The organism is Arthrobacter sp. fls2-241-R2A-172 (assembly GCF_030208885.1).
GTDB lineage: Bacteria > Actinomycetota > Actinomycetes > Actinomycetales > Micrococcaceae > Arthrobacter.
Window position 1 is genome coordinate 425,247 of record NZ_JARVTB010000002.1, and the last position, 18,589, is coordinate 443,835.

Here is an 18,589-nt window from a genome sequence, read left to right on the forward strand (position 1 = left end):
TTGTATACGCTGCTTGGATTTAGCGTGCGTAGAATTCGACGACGAGCTGCTCTTCGCAGATCACGGGGACCTCGGAGCGCTTGGGACGGCGAACCAGGCGTGCCTGCAGGGCGTCGATCTTGACGTCCAGGTAAGCCGGAACGTTGTTCAGGACGTGTGCACCAGCAGCTGCCACCTGGAACGGGGGCATAACCTCGGAGCGGCTGTGAACGTGGATGAGCTGGCCTTCGCCAACGCGGAAGGACGGACGGTCCACGCGAACACCGTCAACCATGATGTGGCGGTGCACAACCAACTGGCGGGCCTGTGCGATGGTGCGGGCGAAGCCTGCACGGAGCACCAGGGCGTCCAGACGCATTTCGAGCAGCTCAACCAGGTTTTCACCGGTCAGGCCCTTGGTGCGGCGTGCTTCTTCGAAGGCACGGGTCATCTGGGCTTCGCGGATGCCGTACTGGGCGCGCAGGCGCTGCTTTTCGCGCAGACGTACGGCGTAGTCGGAGTCCTGCTTCTTGCGGGCACGGCCATGCTCACCGGGGCCGTACGGGCGGCGCTCCATGTACTTGGCGGCCTTGGGGGTCAGAGCAATGCCGAGTGCACGCGAAAGGCGTGCGGTACGGCGAGCACGAGTGTTGTTAGCCACTTGTGTCCTTCCAATTACTGCGGTGTGTCAGTGTTACTGGCCTCCATCAGGGAGAGCATCGGCCAACCGCTGCCTCTTGCTACTAGCCCGGGCGCACAGCACTATGTAAGAAATCTTCAAAGGGATTGTGCGTCGGGCCATGCCAGACAAGGATCCATCCTACCACGCACAGTGGCAGCGCCGGCCCCTGGCTGGTCCTGGCCGCTACTCGCCACGCACGATCTTGCGGAGTCGCTCCAGCCTGGCGGCGATGTCCCGTTCGGCGCCGTTATTGGTGGGCTCGTAATAGTCCTTGCCCACCAGGTCGTCCGGCGGGTATTGCTGCTGTGCCACACCATGGGGTTCGTCGTGCGCGTACTTATAGCTTTTTCCATGGCCCAATTGCTTGGCCCCGGGATAGTGCGCGTCCCGCAGATGCATGGGGATTCCACCGCCGTATCCGGCCCGGACATCGGCAATTGCCTTATTCAATCCCATGTACGCGGCATTGGACTTGGGCGCGGTGGCCAGGTGGACCACGGCTTCCGCGAGGACGATCCGACCTTCCGGCATTCCGATCAACTGGACGGCCTGCGCAGCAGCCACGGCTGTCTGCAGCGCCGTCGGATCTGCCATGCCAATGTCTTCGGCTGCTGAAATGACGATGCGGCGGGCCACGAACCTCGGGTCCTCGCCGGCCTCAAGCATGCGCGCCAGGTAATGCAGGGCGGCGTCGACGTCGGAGCCGCGGATGGATTTGATGAACGCGCTCGCTACGTCATAGTGCTGGTCTCCGGCCCGGTCATAGCGCACCGCGGCAGCGTCGAGGGCCCGCTCGGTGTGGCGAAGCTCCACCACCACTGGGTCCGCGGACTCGCCGTCGTCCTCGGCTGCGGAGTCACCGAATGCCACGCCGGCGGCAGCTTCCAAGGCCGTCAGGGCCCTTCTGGCGTCACCACCGGACAGGCGCACCAGGTGGTCCAAAGCCTCGTCACTGAGCGTCACCCGTTCAGCCAAGCCCCTGGCATCAACCACCGCCTTTTGCAGCAATCCTGAAATGTCGTCGTCGGTCAGTGGCTTCAACGTCAGCAGGAGGGATCGGGACAGCAGGGGCGACACCACCGAGAATGAGGGGTTTTCCGTGGTGGCAGCCACCAGCACCACCCAGCGGTTCTCGACGCCGGGCAGCAGCGCATCCTGTTGCGCTTTGTTGAAGCGATGGATCTCGTCAAGGAAGAGGACGGTGGTCTTCTTGTAGAGGTCCCGGGCTGTCAGGGCCTCGTCCATGACTCGCCGTACGTCTTTGACCCCGGCGGTGATGGCCGACAATTCCACGAACTTCCGGCCCGGACCGCGGGCGATAACATGCGCGAGGGTTGTCTTTCCGGTTCCTGGTGGCCCCCAGAGGATCACGGAGCTGGGTCCGGCGGGGCCTGCCGCTTCGGCACCGGCCGCCAGCTGGCGAAGCGGTGAACCCTGGCCCAGCAAATGCTGCTGTCCCACGACGTCATCCAGGGTGCGGGGCCGCATCCGCACAGCCAGGGGGCTGCGCTGGGAAGCCATCCAGTGCGCGTCTGACGGCGCCCGGAGGGACTGCGGCATACCGGGCAGGTCCTCCGATTCGTCGTCGTTGTCAGCACCGGCACCAAAGAGATCTTCCACATGGATAGGCTACTCATAGTTCCAGCAAAGGAGACATCGACGTGGGCCGCCCCGATTCCACACCGCTGCCGAAGCAGCAAGGAACCACCACCCGCTTGGCGCTGGTACCGGCCCAGCGGCTCAGCGGATGGGTGGACAGGTTCGCTGCCGGTCATGGACCGTTGCAGGAAGAGATGGTCGACGACGGCCTGGTCCTGCAGGCGTCCGACGGCGCGATGGCCCTCCTGCGCGCCCCCTGGCCCGTGGACGGAAGGCCCGGGCGGGGTGCAAGCAGCATTGAAAGGCTCGCTTCCCTTGCCACCCAGGAGCGCGGCCTGGGCATCCTCTTGGTCCGCCGGGGCGGTTTCGCCGTCGCGGCGGCCAGCGGCCAGCGTGTCCTCGCTTCAAAAGGTGGCAAGCGCTACGCCGATGCCCGGACCACCGCCGGATACGCCGCAGAGGTCTTTGCCGGTCACCTGATCGAGTACATCGTTCCAGGTGGCGACAGGGCGCTGGTGGATCAGGTCCTCGCTGAACCATCCCTGGGGGCCGTGGCAGGGCGGACGCGGCTGGCCCTGCTGGACATCCAGGACCCCAAACCAGCGGTCCTCCAGAAAGCAGCCGCGGAGGCGTGCGCCATCAGGATTACCGTGACCAACCCGCCCCCTAGCAGCCGCTGAGGGCACGCCTGATGGGAGCCTGCCGGTAAAGGTAGCTGCCGTAGTTGGTGAACCCCGCCTGTGCGTAGAGCGACTGCGCCCCCTGGTTGGCTGCGGTGACCAGCAGCCAGAAGCCCTGGAGCCCGCGCTCGGCGCCGGAGTCCAGCAGCGCCGCCAGCACCAGACTGCCGTAACCGCGCCTTCGGTGCGTGGCCGTCGTCGCCATGCCGTAGATGCCGCCCCAGCCATCAGCCGCGGCTAGGCGTCCGACGGCGGCTGGTACGCCGTCGTCGTCCCTTACCAACGCGTACAACGCCGGGCAGCCGAGCAGGATCCGGCGGGCGACCCCAAGTTCTGCTGCACCGCCGCGACCATCCACCGACCACCACACGCTGAGCCATTCTTCGGAAGGTTCATCGCTGAGCTCGACGTTCCGGCTGGAAGCGGGCGCGGGCAGTCCTTCGAGGCCGCGCACCATGATCCGCGTTTCAGACTGCTTGGTGAAGCGCTGCGTGTCCAGCATGGTGTTAAGGGCGGCGCTGCGGGGGTCGTCGAAGACCTGGAAAATGAGCGGGAGGCGCCGCTGCCGGTACCACTCAGACGCGGAGCGGAGGGATGCAGCAAGGTCCGGGGCGTCGTCGGCAGAGTCAATGATGGTGCGCGGCCAGACGGAATTGGCCCTCTGCGTCACCCCTTCGGACGCGCGCAGCACCCACTCCCCTGTGTCTTCGCGTTCAAGGGCAGGCCACGCCTTATCCATGAGCGTTTCCAGGTGTGCTTGCTCGAGCATGCCTCGACGCCTTTCATTCGCAGGAACACCAAAGGCCCTCCACCGCAGTGGAGGGCCTTTGGTCGTAGTGCTATTCGGACTTGTTTTCCGCCTTGGCGGCAGGCTTGGCCTCGGGCCGGAAATCGACGCCCGCTTCCTTGCGCTGCTGGGCCGTGATGGGGGCAGGTGCCGCGGTCAGGGGGTCGTACCCGTTGCCGGTCTTCGGGAAGGCAATGACATCGCGAATGGACTCCACGCCGGCGAGGAGGGCCACAACGCGGTCCCAGCCCATGGCCATTCCGCCGTGCGGAGGTGCGCCGTACTTGAAGCCTTCGAGCAGGAAGCCGAACTTCGTTTCTGCTTCTTCCTTGTCCAGGCCCATGAGCTGGAACACGCGTTCTTGCACTTCACGGTCGTGGATACGGATGGAACCGCCACCGATCTCGTTGCCGTTGCAGACAATGTCATAGGCGTAGGACAGTGCCGATCCGGGATCCTTGTCGAAGGTGTCCAGGTACTCCGGCCGCGGCGAGGTGAAAGCGTGGTGCACAGCTGTCCACTGTCCGCCGCCCACAGCGACATCACCGGAAGCCACTGCTGCTGCGGCAGGCTCGAACATGGGAGCGTCCACAATCCAGACAAACGCCCAGTCGTTGGGATCGATCAGGCCGGTGCGGTGCCCGATTTCGACACGGGCTGCGCCGAGGAGCGCCCGCGCTGCGGACTTCTCGCCGGCAGCAAAGAAGATGCAATCGCCGGGCTTGGCGCCAACAGCATCGGCCAGGCCTGCCCGCTCTTCCTCGGTGAGGTTCTTCGCAACCGGGCCAGCCAGTTCGCCGTCTTCCTTGAAGAGGACGTAGGCCAGGCCCTTGTGGCCACGCTGCTTGGCGAATTCCTGCCACCCGTCCAGGGTGCGGCGCGGCTGGGAAGCACCGCCGGGCATGACCACTGCGCCGACGTACGGGGCCTTGAAGACGCCGAAGTTGGTGTCCTTGAAGAACTCGGTGAGCTCCGTCAACTCCACGCCGAAACGCAGGTCCGGCTTATCCGAGCCGTACCTGGCCATGGCGTCCAGGTACGTCATGCGGCGGATCGGTGTGGGGATTTCGACATCGATCAGCTGCCACAGTGCCTTGACGATCGCCTCACCGAGCTCAATGATGTCGTCCTGGTCAACGAAACTGGCTTCGATGTCCAGCTGGGTGAACTCCGGCTGGCGGTCGGCGCGGAAGTCCTCGTCACGGTAGCAACGGGCGATCTGGTAGTACTTCTCAAAACCGCCCACCTGGAGCAGCTGCTTGAAAAGCTGCGGCGACTGCGGCAGCGCGTACCAGGAACCCGGGGCCAGACGCGCCGGTACGACGAAGTCGCGGGCGCCTTCCGGCGTCGAACGCGTCAACGTGGGGGTTTCGATCTCCACATAGCCACGCTGGTGCAGCAGTTCGCGGGCTACCCGGTTCGCCTCGGAGCGGAGGCGGAGGTTGCGTGCGGGGCCGGGACGGCGAAGGTCCAGGTAGCGGTGCTTGAGCCGGGCTTCCTCACCGACCTCCACGTGCTCGTCAATCTGGAAAGGCAGGGCGTCGGAGGTGTTGAGGATAACAACCTTGTCGGCGATGACCTCGATTTCACCGGTCGCCAGGGCCGGGTTTTCGTTGCCTTCAGGACGCTTGTTGACGGTACCCGTCACCTGCAGCACGTACTCGTTCCGCAGGCCATGGAAGACCTCTTCCTCACGGACAACCACCTGGGCGACACCGGACGCATCACGCAGGTCAACGAATGCAACGCCACCGTGATCACGGCGCCGTCCCACCCAGCCGGCCAGGGTAACGGTTTGTCCAATGTGCTCGGAGCGAAGCGATCCGAGGTCATGTGTGCGCAGCACAGCATTCCTTTCAGCATGAAATTTAACGGGACCGCTGCAAAGCGGTCCCGTCCGAGTTTACCCGCCCCGGCCGCGCCTCCCGCCACAGGCGGGACAAGCTCTGTGTGCGTATCAGGCGGTTGTGGTGACGCGTACGTGCAGGTCCTCTTCCGACGGCGTCCAGCTGGACGGGTCAGCATCAACCTGTTCACCGGAACGAATGTCCTTGACCTGGTGCTTGCCGTCGTCGTCGGTGAACCACACGAAAGGAATGCCCCGTCGGTCGGCGAACTTGATCTGCTTGCCGAACTTCTCGGCTTTGGCGGCGACTTCCGTGGCGATCCCCCGGCCCCGCAGCTGCGCTGCGATGTCCTGGGCGGCGGCCCAGCTGTCGTCCGTGTTCAAAGCCACGAGAACTGCTGTGGGTACCGAACGCGATGCCGTTGCCAGTTCCTGGCTGAGGATGCGGGAAACCAGGCGCGTCACGCCGATGGAAAGCCCGACGCCGGGGAACTTGCGGTTGCCCTTGCTGGCCAGGGCGTCGTACCGGCCGCCCGAACAGATGGAACCGAGCTGCTCATGGCCCACCAGCACCGTTTCGACCACAGTTCCGGTGTAGTAATCCAGGCCGCGGGCGATGCTGAGGTCCGCCACGACCTTGCCGGGGGCACGCTGGACCGCGGCCTCAATAACCTGCTGAAGCTCGCCAAGACCCTCTTCAAGAAGCTCATCCTTGACCCCCAGCGCGCGCACCTTATCCACGAACGAGGTGTCTTCCGTGCGAATGCTGGCCAACTGAAGGGCGAGGCCGGCCTGTTCGTCCGTCGCCCCCAGCTCAGTCTTCAGGAGCTCGGCAACCTTCGCGGCCCCGATCTTTTCCAGTTTGTCGATACTGCGCAAGACCCCGGCAGTGTCTGTGAGGCCAATACCGCGATAGAAGCCTTCGGCGAGTTTCCTGTTGTTGATCCGCAGCCGAAAATCCGGAATGGGCAGCGCACTCAGGGCCTCAGCGATCACCAGGGCAATTTCGACGTCGTAACGGAACGGCAACTCGCCGTCTCCCACGACGTCGATGTCGGCCTGGGTGAACTCACGGGCACGGCCTTCCTGCGGACGCTCGCCACGCCAGACCTTCTGGATCTGGTAGCGCCGGAAAGGAAACGCCAGGTAGCCGGCGTTTTCCACAACGTAGCGGGCGAACGGCACAGTGAGGTCGAAGTGCAGGGCCAGGGCGTTAGGGTCCGTTTTGGCGGCGTCACCGTCGTCGTCCTGAAGCCGGCTGAGGCCGTAGACCTCCTTGTCGATCTCGCCTTTGCGAAGCAACTGGCCAACTGTTTCGACGGCCCGGGTTTCAATCGATGAGAAGCCGTGCAGTTCAAACGTCTTCCGCAGCGTATCGAGCACGTGGAGCTCCACCAACCGCTCCTGGGGAAGCCACTCGGGGAATCCGGACAGGGAGGCGCTACGTGCCATGGAATGTGTCTCCTCAGAAAGCTGACGCTGGCAACAGCTCCGCAGCTTTAAACATCCAATCGGCGTTTATAAGGCGGGCGTCCAGCCGGTCATGCATAAACTATGTGCGGCAGCCAGTTTATGCTTTCCGCGCGTGCACATCTAATGCAGCATGCCCGCATACTGCCCGGCAGCCATCGGAAGCGGGACACAATCAGGAGGACTCTTGGCTACAAGGTCGCGGGATGACCGCGAATCGAAACGTCGCATCAGGCAGATGGAAGCCAAGCGTGCCCTGCGGCAGGAACAGGGCAAGCGACGCAAACGCGACAACACCATCGCCATCAGCGCCGGCGCGGCAGCCGTGGTCCTGGCTGTCGTGATGCAGCTGACTGTCTTCAGTTCCAATCCCACCGAGGCCGAGTTCGCCGCCGCCGAAGCCGGCCTGAGCTCTCCGTCCGCTTCGCCGTCGGCTTCCAACAGCGCCGACATCCCCAGCCCGGACACCGCTGCCGGCAAGACCTTCACGGGTGACTTGGTTTTGAACGGTGGCACGCTGGGCGTTGAGTTGAACGGTACCGCCGCACCGCAGGCAGCAGCGGTACTGAAATCACTGGCGGACGCAGGCTATTACAACGGGGCAAACTGCCACAGGCTTACGACGGCGGAAACCTTCGGCCTCCTGCAATGCGGCGCGAAGACCGCCGACGGCTCGGACGACGCCAACTACCGTTGGGGCCCACTGGAAAACACCCCCACGGACAACAAATACCCCGCCGGAACGATCGCTGTTGCCCGCACCGGCAACAACGCCTACGGCAATGGCCACCAGTTCTTCGTTGTCTATAAGGACACCACCATTCCCGCTGACACAGCCGGCGGCTACACCGTGGTGGGCAAGGTAACCAGCGGCCTGGACGTTGTTACGAAGATCGCTGCAGCCGGCCTCAAAGCTGGCGCAAACAGCGGCGACGGCGCCCCTGTGGCACCTGTCACGATAGACTCGTTCTCTCTGAAGTAACCAACTCCTGGCCCCAGCCCGGGGTGCATTACCCAGCAGTCCCTCCAAGCGAAAGACTTTTAGCGGTGACAGACAGTCAGAAACCCGACGAAACAGCAGTAGCGGCCAACGAAGAAGCTGCCGGACAAGCGCCAGCCGCGCCCCGGCCGACGCCTTCCGCAGCCCCGTCTCCCGCGGCTTTCGCGGCCCGCCCCAAGGCTCCGGCCGCCGTCGTCCCTGCCGCTCCGGCTGTTTCATCGGCGTCGCTTGCTGAGGCAGCGAAGTGGGGCCGCGCAGAAGGGGACGGCCATGTGTTCCTGACACTGGACGGCGAAGAAATCGCTGTCGGCCAGTACCCCGGCGTCAGCCCCGACGAAGCACTGGGCTACTTCGCCCGGAAATTCGACGACATCATCGCCCAGGTGGTCCTGCTCGAACACCGTGTGGAGTCCAAGGCACCTGCCACGGACATGCAGAAGACTGTGACGCACCTCCGCGAACAGCTCGCTGAGCGCAACATGGTGGGCGATATCCGCTCGGCGGAAAGCCGCCTTGACGCTTTGTCGGCCCAGATCGTTGAGCTGGAAAAGACTGAGAAGGCTGCTCACGAGGCCGTACGCGCCAGCGAACTCGCTGCACGTGAGGCCATCGTTGCCGAGGCTGAGTCCATTGCCGGCCAGGATCCGGCCCACATTCAGTGGAAGACCTCCAGCGCGCGCATGAACGAGCTGTTCGAAACCTGGAAAGCAGCACAGAAGAGCGGCGTCCGCCTGGGCCGCAGCAACGAGGACGCCCTGTGGAAGCGGTTCCGTTCCGCACGCACCGTCTTTGATCGCCATCGCCGGGCCTACTTCTCCCAGCTGGACAGCAACAACTCTGCTGCCAAATCAGCCAAGGAAGCCCTGATCGCCGAGGCTGAGGCACTCTCCTCCTCCACTGACTGGGGCTATGCCGCCGGGGAATACCGCAGGCTCATGGACCAGTGGAAGGCCACGCCGCGTGCGAGCCGCAAGGATGACGACGCCCTGTGGGGCCGCTTCCGCGCAGCGCAGGACGTGTTCTTCAGCAACCGCCAGGCAGCCAATGACCAGATCGACCAGGAATACACCGCGAACCTGGCCGTGAAGGAACAGCTGGTCGCCGAGGCACAAGCTCTTCTGCCGATCAACGACCTCAACTCCGCCAAGAAGGCCCTCCAGTCCATCCGGGACCGTTGGGAAGACGCCGGCAAGGTTCCCCGCGCCGACATGGGTCGAATCGAGGCAGGTCTTCGCAAGCTCGAAGACGCTGTTCGTGAGGCTGAGGAAGAGAAGTGGCGTCGGAGCAATCCGGAAACCAAGGCACGCACCAACAGTGCGTTGTCCCAGCTCGAAGCCGCCATCGCTGGCCTCAAGGAAGACTTGGAGAAAGCCGAAAAGGCAGGCGATCAGCGACGCATCAAGGCGGCCCGCGAAGCCCTGGAAGCCCGTCAGGCCTGGCTTGACCAGATCCAGCGCTCGGCCAGCGACCTCGCTTAGCACCACCTGACGTTCCCGTCCTACAGGCTCCGTTCCGGTTATCCACATAGCCGGGGCGGAGCCTGTACTCGTTGGGTGGCCGCACGGAATGATCGGTGGATGGTCCCCGTTGCAACTGCCCCACACTTAGTGGAGCCCGTACTGTCCGAGCTCTACTCCCCCAGCCGCCTTTTTACCTGGAATGAATTGCAGGGCATGGCCATCGACGGCATCCTCCTGCCGCTTTACGGGAAGAGTTATGCCTCGCCAGGCGTGGCTGTCACTTACCGCCTGCGGGCCCGTGCTGCGGCCATGACAGTGCCGGAGAGGATTCGGACCAAAGTGGTGGCCGGAAGGCTGACCGCGGCATGGATCTACGGCTGCGCGAAGCCCCCTGAACGCCTGTCCCTCCTGGTCGATGCGAAGCACCGGATATCCAGCCTGCGGGGAGCTGCTGCCTGCAGTCTCCACGAAGTCAGGCTGGGACAGCTGGATGTGGTGAGCATGGGCGGGATGCTGGTCAGCAGCCCGCTGCGCACCGCAGCCGATATCGCCCTGCACGTGGAAACAGAACGTGCGCTGCCCGCATTGAAGCGCCTCCTGAGCCGGGACGAGCTCGGCATCAGGCTGCGACTGCTCATCCTGGCCGTCGAGGCCGCGCCCAGGGTGCCCCACAAGAAGCGGGCACTGGCCACCCTGGCACTGCTCGATGCCCGCAATCCGGAGCATCAAAACCCTGGGCAACATGGACAGGGTTAGCTGCGGCGCCGGTTCCCCGTTGTGCGGTAAACGTCGAAGACACCGTCGATGCGACGCACGGCGTTCAAGACATGGTGCAGGTATTTGGGGTCACCCATCTCGAAAGCGAACTTCGAGATGGCCACCCGGTCACTGGACGTATGCACGGATGCGGCCAGGATGTTGACGTGGTTCTCGGACAAGATCCTCGTAACATCCGAGAGCAACGATTTGCGGTCCAACGCTTCCACCTGGATCTCCACGAGGAAGACGCTGGACTGGGTGGGGGCCCACTCCACTTCAACAATCCTGTCCGGCTGGTCACGGAGCCCCGAAACGTTGGTGCAGTCCGTCCTGTGCACAGAGACACCGGAACCACGGGTAACAAAGCCCAGAATTGGATCCGGGGGCACAGGGGTACAGCAGCGGGCCAGCTTGACCCACACGTCCCCGACACCACGGACGATGACGCCGGAGTCGGAGAACTTGGACTTTGCAACCTGGGTGGGGATGCTGACTTCTTCAAGATCTTCGTCCGGGGTCTCCTGGCCGCCAAGGTGCTCAACGAGCTTTTCCATGACGGACTGTGCCGACGTGTGTCCATCGCCGACTCCCGCATACAGCCCCGAGATGTCTACATAGTGGAACGCTTCCGCCACGGCCGACAAAGCATCGTGCGTCATGAGCCGCTGCAAGGGAAGGTTCTGCTTCCGCATGGCCCTTGTCAGCATGTCCTTGCCGCGGTCGATCGCCTCTTCGCGGCGTTCCTTGGTAAACCATTGGCGGATCTTGTTCCGCGCACGCGCCGACTTGACGAAGTGCTGCCAGTCCTGGCTCGGCCCGGCCCCTTCGGCCTTCGAGGTGAAAATCTCCACCCAGTCGCCGTGGTTGAGTTCGCTGTTCAGTGGAACGAGCTTGCCGTTGACGCGTGCACCGATGGTGCGGTGGCCCACCTCAGTGTGTACCGCATAAGCGAAGTCAACGGGAGTGGAACCGGCGGGCAGGGCCATCACCTCACCCTTGGGGGTGAAGACGAAGACTTCCCGGGCGTTGATTTCATATCTTAGGGAATCCAGGAACTCGCCAGGATCGGAAGTTTCCTGCTGCCAGTCCACCAGGGACCGAAGCCATCCCATGTCCCCGTCCCGCGGGCTGCCAGGACCTTGGGCTGTACGGTTGGGCTGGTCTTTGTACTTCCAGTGGGCTGCGACACCGTATTCGGCCCGACGATGCATTTCATGCGTGCGGATCTGGATTTCGACCGGCTTACCGCCCGGACCGATCACCGTGGTGTGCAGCGACTGGTACATGTTGAACTTGGGCATCGCGATGTAATCCTTGAACCGCCCCGGCAGGGGGTTCCACCGCGAATGGAGCGTTCCCAGTGCGGCATAACAATCCCGCACGGAATCGACCAGGACACGCACGCCCATGAGGTCGTTGATGTCGTCGAAATCCTTATCCCTGACGATCATCTTCTGGTAAATCGAGTAATAGTGCTTCGGCCTGCCGGTGATGGTGGCCTTGATGCGCGAGGTCCGCAGATCGTCGGCGATCTGGTTGCGGATGACGCTGAGGCTCTTTTCACGCTCCGGCGTGCGGTCTCCCACCATGCGGACGATTTCCTCGTACACCTTGGGATACAGCGCCGCGAAGGACAGGTCCTCAAGTTCCCACTTGATGGTGTTCATGCCCAGGCGATGGGCAAGCGGAGCAAAGATTTCCAGGGTTTCGCGGGCCTTGCGCGAGGACGACTCCGCAGAGACGAAGCGCCACGTTCGCGCATTGTGCAGGCGGTCCGCCAGTTTGATCATGAGGACACGGATGTCCTTGGCCATGGCCACGACCATCTTGCGGACGGTCTCGGATTGGGCAGCCTCGCCGAAGCTGACCTTGTCCAGCTTGGTCACGCCGTCCACCAACATGGCGACCTCGGGGCCGAAGTCGCGGGTGAGGTCGTTGAGGGTGTAGGGAGTGTCCTCCACGGTGTCGTGGAGCAATGCAGCCGCGAGGGTGGTCCCCGTCATGCCGAGCTCAGCCAGGATGGTGGCCACGGCAACCGGGTGGGTGATGTACGGGTCACCACTCTTGCGCTTCTGGCCTTGGTGGCTCCGCTCCGCTACCGCGAACGCCCGTTGGATCAGGTCGAAGTCCTCTTTGGGGTTATTGGCCCGAACGGTGCGCAGCAGCGGTTCCAGGATTGGCGAGTAGGGGGCGACACCCCGGCCTGTGAGGCGGGCGAGCCTGGAACGTGTACGTTCCCTCCTGCCGGGGAAAGTCGGGCGCACGCCGCTGTCGATCGGTACCGCACCTGCGGTCCGTTCGGCCACGCCTGTTGTTGGGACGGCCACAGCTTTACGGCCATCTTCCCCGCCCGCCGGTGGTGCCGACGTCGCACGTTCTTCCACAGAAGCACCCCTCACAACCTATTTAATTCTCCCAGTCTATTCCCGTCAGCGAATGCTTCTGCAACCGGACAGCACATGACGAGGACGTGGACAAGTCAAAGAGCCGGCCTCCGCAATGCTGCGGAGGCCGGCTCTCCGGTGAAACTGTACTTTGGGGTGGACCTAGACGGTTGCTTCGGCCCGGCGGTGCGATACCTTCTTGGCTTGCTTGACGAGCTCCGGTTCGCCTTGGCGCAGCCAGGCGTACAGGGGCGCGGCGATGAAGATCGTTGCCGCTGTGCCAATGAGGATGCCCACGAACAGTGCCAAGGAGAGGTCCCGCAACGTACCGGCACCCAGCAGCCCGGCCCCGATGAAGAGGATGGCTGCCACGGGCAGGACTGCCACCATCATGGTGTTGATGGAGCGAACCAGGGTTTGGTTGACTGCGAGGTTGACCTCTTCAGCGAAGGTACGACGCGTCGACGTCGTGATATCGGACGTGTTTTCGCGGATCTTGTCGAACACCACCACGGTGTCGTACAGCGAGTAGCTGAGGACGGTGAGGAAGCCGATGATGGCCGACGGCGTCACTTCGAAATCGCTCAAAGCGTAGACGCCCGCTGTGGTGAACATGGTGACGAGCATGCCCACCAGTGCCGACAGCGACATTTTCCATGTACGGAAATACAGCGCCATCAGGATCGCGGCCAGCCCAACGAAGACCACCAGGCCGATGAGCGCCTGGCGCGTGACGTCCTGTCCCCAGGTGGGGCCCACGAAGTTGGACGTCACCTCGTTCTCGGTGACCCCGTACGCACTGGTCAACGCGTCCTTGATGCGGTTGGTTTGTTCGTCACTGAGCTGATCCGTCTGGATCCGCATGGTGTTGCCGGCCACGTTCGCGACACGCGGGATGGCCTCGGGCACCACTTCGTGGACTGCCTTCTCGCCGAGCCCGGCGTCGGTGTTGGCCACGTTCGAAACGGTGAACTCGGAGCCACCGCGGAATTCGATGCCGAGGTTGAATCCGCCCTTGACCACAGGGATCAGGATGGACAGAGCCACGGCTACGGCCGCAATGGTGAACCAGATCTTCTTGGAATTGACGAAGTTGTAAGAACGCTTGCCCGTGTAGAGCTCATGGCCGAAGGTTGCGAAGCTCGTTGTCATTTACTTCTCCTCCTTGGTCGCCTTGGAGGAGCCGGCGAACTGGCTCTTCTCGGCGAGGCGCCGTTCGGCGATGGTCATGCGGCGTTCTGCTTCGGCTGCTGCACCGGTGTTGCGCGCACGTACCGGCGTCGGCTTTTGATCCGGGGTGCGGAGCCTGCCCGCGCCGCGGTACAGCGGAACAGCGCCCAGACGGTCGGGCGACAGTCCGGAGAAACGGTGTCCTTCGCCGAAGAACCGGGTGCGTGCCAGGACCTGGAGCATGGGGTGCGTGAACATGAACACCACCAGGAGGTCGGCCAGGGCTGTGAGGCCGAGGGTGAAGGCGAAGCCGCGGACGTTGCCCACAGCCACGAAGTAGAGAACCAGGGCAGCGAGTAGGTTGACCGCCTTTGAGGCCAGAACGGTGCGCTTGGCACGCTTCCAACCATTTTCGACGGCGGACACGAGTCCACGGCCGTCGCGGAGCTCATCGCGGATACGTTCGAAGTAAACGATGAAGGAGTCCGCGGTCTGGCCGATGGCAACAATCAAACCCGCAACGCCGGCCAGGGAAAGCCGGTAATTTTCGGTCCAGCCGAGAATGGCAATGGCCAGGTACGTCAAGGCACCGGCCACCACAAGGGATGCAATGGTCACAAAGCCGAGTGCCCGGTATTGGAAGAGCGAATAGACCACAACGAGCAGCAGGCCGATCACACCGGCCAGCAGGCCCAGGCGAAGCTGGTCGCCACCGAGCGTCGCGGAAATTTGCTCCTGTGACTGGATTTCGAAGCTGATGGGCAACGCGCCATACCGGAGCTGGTCGGACAACGCCTTGGCTGATGCCTGGGTGAAGTTGCCCGTGATCTGCGGCTTACCGTCCGTGATGACGGCAAGGGAGCGAGGCGCGGAGATGACCTTGTCGTCAAGGACAATCGCGAACTGCGATTTGGGATCATCCGTACCCTGGGCCTGCGCGGCAGCGTAGAACTGGTTAAGGCGTTCGGTGACTGCCTTGAACTTCGCGGTAGCATCCGCGTTGAAGACGATGTTCACGCCCCAGGAGTTGGTGACAGAACCCTGTGCACCCTGGACCTGGGAGTAGGTCGAGTCGCTGATGTCCTGGCCCTTGACCTCCACCGGTCCAAGGATGTACTTGACCGCGGGAGTCTTATCCGTGGCGGCCTCACAGGTGACCAACGGCTTGGCCGGATCTGAGCGCTCACGCTTCTCCGTGGACGGATTCACGCAGTCCAGTGCTTCAAATTCCTTGACGACATCGGCAGTGACCCAGTTGATGTCGCTTGCGTTGGCCGGCGCCGCAGTGGGCTTGGGCAGCTGGGCATCAGGGGTACGGGATTCGGCTGGAACGGCAGCCGGGTCTCCCGCAGCGATGACCGGGCGGAAGTTCATGTCGGCAGATGCCTGGATGAGGTCGCGGGTTTCCTTGGAGGGGGTTCCCGGAAGGCTCACTACCACGTTGCGCCCGGACTGGGTGCTGATTTCCGCTTCGGCTACACCTGAGCCGTCAACGCGCTGCCTGATGATGGCAACGGCCTGATTCAGCTGTTCCTCGTTGATTTCGCCAGAACCCTCAACCCTGGGAGCCAGGATCATCTGGGTTCCGCCTTCGAGGTCCAAAGCAAGCTTCGGAGCCCAGCTGGCATGGCCAGTCAGCACTCCGCCACCCAGGACAGCGGTCAGTACAACAAATATTGCGCCTAGCCATGTCAGCACCCTGCGGGCTGAGTTTTTGGGGCCGGTCCTTGCCATTATCGATCTTCCTCTTATCGCCGGACAGCCGCCGGCGGACGCTGGTGAGCGTCTGCCGGCGGCTCTCCGCTGCCGTAGAAGTTGTCCAGCGCGGTGTTGCCGCGGCTGACAGTGCTAGTTGTCCTTCTTGTCCTCTTTGTTGAGGCGCGCAATGGTCTCTTCCGGGGTCTCAACCGTGGCAGGAGTTTCAGTCCCGGCAACGGTCAGGGAAGATGCGTCGTCCGGAACAACCGGTGTTTCCTCAGCGGCCGGTTCTACTACCTTGGTGACTGCCTGCCGGTGAACCGTAGCTTCGTTGCCCGGGGACAGTTCGATAACGACCTTGTTCTCGGCCTCGTCGATGGAGACGATACGGCCGAAGAGCCCGAAGCTGGTCATGACGTCCACGCCGGGAGCAAACTTGGACTGCATTTCAGCCTGTTGCTGCTGGGTCTTCTTGTTGCGGCGGAACATCATGAAGACAAAGAGTCCAAGCATGACGAACAGCAATATGGTCATTGGATCCACAGGGAAGTTCCGTTCTGTACTTACGTTTTGGTTCACGGCAACGTCCCTGGCTGATCCGCAGAGCGGGCGCATGAATCAAGGACTCGAACGTGCCGAGCGTCATACCAGTCTAAAGGGAAAAGCTGAAGAGAGCGTGTTAACCAGCAGTATCTACGCTTTCGGCGTGGTTTTCGTCCTCACCAAACAGGTCCAGTGCCTCCTGGCCGAATACTCCGGCCGGAACCGCGAAGCCCAGGTGTGTCCACGCTGGAGCCATGGCAATACGTCCCCGCGGCGTCCTCCCGAGCAACCCTTCGCGCACCAGGAACGGTTCCGCCACGGTCTCCACAGTTTCCGGCTCTTCACCCACTGCGATGGCCAACGTGGAGAGGCCCACCGGGCCACCGTTGAACTTGGTAATGAGGGCTTCCAGGACGGATCGGTCGAGGCGGTCCAGCCCACGCTCGTCCACTTCATACATATCCAGGGCCGCAGATGCTGAGCGGGCGTCGATCTGTTCAATGCCGTGCACCAGGGCCCAGTCCCTGACCCGTCGAAGCAGCCGGTTGGCAATACGGGGCGTCCCACGGGAGCGTCCGGCGATTTCGGTGAATCCGGCGGAGTTCACTTTGAGGTCCAACAGCCCGGCGGAGCGACGAAGCACCAACTCCAGTTCAGCTACGGAGTAGAACTCGAGGTGCCCAGTGAAACCGAACCGGTCACGCAGTGGCCCGGGCAGGAGTCCTGCACGCGTAGTGGCACCCACCAGGGTGAAGGGCGGCAGCTCGAGGGGAATGGCAGTGGCACCCGCGCCTTTGCCCACGACGATGTCTACACGGAAGTCCTCCATGGCCATGTACAACATCTCTTCTGCAGGCCGGGACATACGGTGGATTTCATCGAGGAAAAGCACCTCCCCTTCCGACAACGACGAAAGGATCGCGGCCAGGTCGCCGGCATGCTGGATTGCGGGACCACTGCTGATACGCAAGGGTGCATTCATTTCGGCAGCAATGATCATGGCCAGCGTTGTTTTGCCCAGTCCGGGAGGGCCGGACATCAAAACGTGGTCGGCGCTGCGCCCACGCATCTTCGACGCCTCGAGGACAAGTGCCAGCTGTTTCCGGACGCGATGCTGGCCTACGAAGTCATGGAGGTTCTTGGGACGGAGGGCGGCCTCAATGACCCGCTCTTCCGGTTCCTCTCCCCCGCTGACGAGTGACTGCTCAGCCACGGCTGCCTACGCGGTTTCCGGCGCGTGCGCCGTCCTGGCCCAGCCAACGGAGCGTGGCACGGAGGATCTGGGCGACATTTCCTGCCTCCACCAGCTCCGGCGAATCGGCCATGGCTTTGTCGATGCTTCCGGTTGCGTCCTTTTCGGACCAACCAAGACTGGTCATGGCCGCGACCACCTGGGGCTTCCACTCGGCCTTGATCGGGGCCTGGGGCTGGGCGGACGTACCCGTGCCGTGCGGGACGAGCTTTCCGGCAAGCTCCAAAACAATACGTCCGGCTACCTTCGGGCCAATTCCGGGCACCTTGGTGAACGTCTTGCCGTCACCCGTGTGCGCAGCCACCCGGATGGCTTCGGGTTCGTGAACCGCAAGGACTGCAAGCGCCAACCTTGGTCCCACGCCGCTCACGCTCAGCAGGACATCGAAGACTTCCCGTTCGTCATCATCGGCAAAGCCGAACAGCGTCAGGGAATCCTCCCGGACAATCAAGGAGGTGAAGAGCTTGGCTTCGGTTCCTACTTTGAGGTGGCTCAGGGTCTGCGGCGTCGCAAAGACACTCATGCCTGCGCCGTTGAGGTCAATAACGGCGGTGGACAAACCAACGTGGGCTACGGTTCCACGGAGAAAACTGATCAAGACCCGGCTCCTGAATTAGCGGACTATCCGAACATATCTACGAATACCCTAGCAAGGGCAGGCGACAATCACCGCGCGCGGCGCGCTTTCGCTTCGGCGTCGGCCCATGCCTTCTGCGCAGGTGTCAGTGTTCCCTTGCCGGATCCACCCGCGGATCCCATGCCGCTGCCTGCACGCCAGGCGTGGGTGAGCGCCAGGGCCAGGGCGTCAGCCGCATCTGCCGGTTTGGGCGGCGCATTCAGTCGCAGGATCTTGGTGACGAGTTTGGTAACGGCGTCCTTGTTGGCCGTACCGCTCCCCGTTACCGCGGCCTTAACCTCGGACGGCGTATGGAGGGCCACGGGGATACCGCGGCGAGCCGCGGCGGCGATCACCACCCCGGAAGCCTGGGCCACACCCATCACGGTGCTCACGTTCATCTGCGAGAAGACACGCTCGACGGCGACGACGTCCGGTTTGTGCAGGTCGAGCCACTCATCGATTGCCTGGGCGATGACCAGCAATCGCTTGTCCAACGTCAGCTCAGCTGACGTCCCGACCACTCCGACGGCCACCATTGTGGCCCTTCGGTTCTGCTCGATGTCCACAACGCCGATGCCGCAACGGGTAAGGCCCGGATCGACTCCCAATACGCGAAGAGTCAATTCCGGGCCTTCCTAAGAGATATCAAAGCTGAGTGCTG

General features: G+C 63.1%; 16 protein-coding genes. 4 read left to right on the top strand and 12 right to left on the bottom strand.

What is annotated here, in order from left to right:
- Positions 1 to 19 precede the first annotated feature (19 nt).
- Both rpsD and QRM57_RS04810 read right to left on the bottom strand, forming a co-directional pair.
- A complete protein-coding gene (rpsD, locus tag QRM57_RS04805; protein WP_142939071.1) occupies positions 20 to 640 on the bottom strand; it encodes a 30S ribosomal protein S4 in 621 nt (206 codons plus the stop codon).
- Between the two features lie 204 nt (positions 641 to 844).
- A complete protein-coding gene (locus QRM57_RS04810; RefSeq protein WP_284985769.1) occupies positions 845 to 2,281 on the bottom strand; it encodes a replication-associated recombination protein A in 1,437 nt (478 codons plus the stop codon).
- 41 nt (positions 2,282 to 2,322) lie between these two features.
- Between QRM57_RS04810 and QRM57_RS04815 the strand changes: the two genes are divergently transcribed.
- Positions 2,323 to 2,940 (top strand): Vms1/Ankzf1 family peptidyl-tRNA hydrolase, encoded by a 618-nt coding sequence (locus QRM57_RS04815; RefSeq protein ID WP_284985770.1) that lies wholly within the window; start codon positions 2,323 to 2,325, stop codon positions 2,938 to 2,940.
- Here QRM57_RS04815 and QRM57_RS04820 read toward each other — a convergent pair.
- From QRM57_RS04820 to hisS, 3 genes are all read right to left on the bottom strand, one after another.
- Positions 2,927 to 3,709 (bottom strand): GNAT family N-acetyltransferase, encoded by a 783-nt coding sequence (locus tag QRM57_RS04820; protein WP_257367990.1) that lies wholly within the window; start codon positions 3,707 to 3,709, stop codon positions 2,927 to 2,929. The genes QRM57_RS04815 and QRM57_RS04820 overlap by 14 nt on opposite strands.
- Positions 3,710 to 3,779: 70 nt before the next feature.
- Positions 3,780 to 5,573, bottom strand: a complete 1,794-nt coding sequence (aspS, locus tag QRM57_RS04825) for an aspartate--tRNA ligase (RefSeq protein WP_257367989.1) — start codon at positions 5,571 to 5,573, stop codon at positions 3,780 to 3,782.
- A 111-nt stretch (positions 5,574 to 5,684) separates the two neighbouring features.
- Positions 5,685 to 7,025 (bottom strand): histidine--tRNA ligase, encoded by a 1,341-nt coding sequence (hisS, locus tag QRM57_RS04830; protein WP_257367988.1) that lies wholly within the window; start codon positions 7,023 to 7,025, stop codon positions 5,685 to 5,687.
- A 205-nt stretch (positions 7,026 to 7,230) separates the two neighbouring features.
- Between hisS and QRM57_RS04835 the strand changes: the two genes are divergently transcribed.
- The 3 genes from QRM57_RS04835 (at position 7,231) to QRM57_RS04845 (ending at position 10,259) form a co-directional block, all read left to right on the top strand.
- Entirely contained in the window at positions 7,231 to 8,025 is a 795-nt protein-coding gene (locus QRM57_RS04835) for a peptidylprolyl isomerase (protein ID WP_284985771.1), read from the top strand.
- Between the two features lie 65 nt (positions 8,026 to 8,090).
- Positions 8,091 to 9,521, top strand: a complete 1,431-nt coding sequence (locus QRM57_RS04840) for a DUF349 domain-containing protein (RefSeq protein WP_284985772.1) — start codon at positions 8,091 to 8,093, stop codon at positions 9,519 to 9,521.
- A gap of 99 nt (positions 9,522 to 9,620) precedes the next feature.
- Positions 9,621 to 10,259, top strand: a complete 639-nt coding sequence (locus QRM57_RS04845; protein WP_284985773.1) for a hypothetical protein — start codon at positions 9,621 to 9,623, stop codon at positions 10,257 to 10,259.
- On the opposite strand, the gene QRM57_RS04850 is transcribed toward QRM57_RS04845, so the two are convergent.
- The 7 genes from QRM57_RS04850 to ruvC all read right to left on the bottom strand — a co-directional run bounded on the left by QRM57_RS04850 (position 10,256) and on the right by ruvC (position 18,551).
- Entirely contained in the window at positions 10,256 to 12,646 is a 2,391-nt protein-coding gene (locus QRM57_RS04850; RefSeq protein WP_284985774.1) for a RelA/SpoT family protein, read from the bottom strand. The genes QRM57_RS04845 and QRM57_RS04850 overlap by 4 nt on opposite strands.
- Positions 12,647 to 12,808: 162 nt before the next feature.
- The gene (gene secF / locus QRM57_RS04855) at positions 12,809 to 13,798 is read right to left on the bottom strand and encodes a protein translocase subunit SecF (RefSeq protein WP_257367984.1); all 990 of its coding nucleotides are present in this window, start codon (positions 13,796 to 13,798) and stop codon (positions 12,809 to 12,811) included.
- Complete coding sequence (gene secD / locus QRM57_RS04860) at positions 13,799 to 15,550, bottom strand: protein translocase subunit SecD (RefSeq protein WP_235520775.1); 1,752 nt, start codon at positions 15,548 to 15,550, stop codon at positions 13,799 to 13,801.
- A 114-nt stretch (positions 15,551 to 15,664) separates the two neighbouring features.
- Positions 15,665 to 16,048, bottom strand: a complete 384-nt coding sequence (gene yajC / locus QRM57_RS04865; protein ID WP_257367983.1) for a preprotein translocase subunit YajC — start codon at positions 16,046 to 16,048, stop codon at positions 15,665 to 15,667.
- A gap of 145 nt (positions 16,049 to 16,193) precedes the next feature.
- Positions 16,194 to 17,270: a Holliday junction branch migration DNA helicase RuvB gene (ruvB, locus tag QRM57_RS04870; RefSeq protein WP_235520779.1), complete on the bottom strand. Its 1,077-nt coding sequence runs from the start codon at positions 17,268 to 17,270 to the stop codon at positions 16,194 to 16,196.
- Complete coding sequence (ruvA, locus tag QRM57_RS04875; RefSeq protein WP_284985775.1) at positions 17,263 to 17,907, bottom strand: Holliday junction branch migration protein RuvA; 645 nt, start codon at positions 17,905 to 17,907, stop codon at positions 17,263 to 17,265. The genes ruvB and ruvA overlap by 8 nt, the downstream gene beginning before the upstream one ends.
- A 68-nt stretch (positions 17,908 to 17,975) precedes the next feature.
- On the bottom strand, positions 17,976 to 18,551 hold the full coding sequence (gene ruvC, locus QRM57_RS04880) for a crossover junction endodeoxyribonuclease RuvC (RefSeq protein WP_235520783.1): 576 nt from the start codon (positions 18,549 to 18,551) through the stop codon (positions 17,976 to 17,978).
- Positions 18,552 to 18,589 lie beyond the last annotated feature (38 nt).

What these genes read in the sequence shown, in the direction of transcription:
- QRM57_RS04820 (WP_257367990.1), bottom strand. Translation starts at nt 3,709, where the DNA reads ATGCTCGAGCAAGCACACCTGGAAACGCTCATGGATAAGGCGTGGCCT.
- hisS (WP_257367988.1), bottom strand. Translation starts at nt 7,025, where the DNA reads ATGGCACGTAGCGCCTCCCTGTCCGGATTCCCCGAGTGGCTTCCCCAG.
- QRM57_RS04845 (WP_284985773.1), top strand. Translation starts at nt 9,621, where the DNA reads ATGGTCCCCGTTGCAACTGCCCCACACTTAGTGGAGCCCGTACTGTCC.
- secF (WP_257367984.1), bottom strand. Translation starts at nt 13,798, where the DNA reads ATGACAACGAGCTTCGCAACCTTCGGCCATGAGCTCTACACGGGCAAG.
- secD (WP_235520775.1), bottom strand. Translation starts at nt 15,550, where the DNA reads ATGGCAAGGACCGGCCCCAAAAACTCAGCCCGCAGGGTGCTGACATGG.
- yajC (WP_257367983.1), bottom strand. Translation starts at nt 16,048, where the DNA reads ATGACCATATTGCTGTTCGTCATGCTTGGACTCTTTGTCTTCATGATG.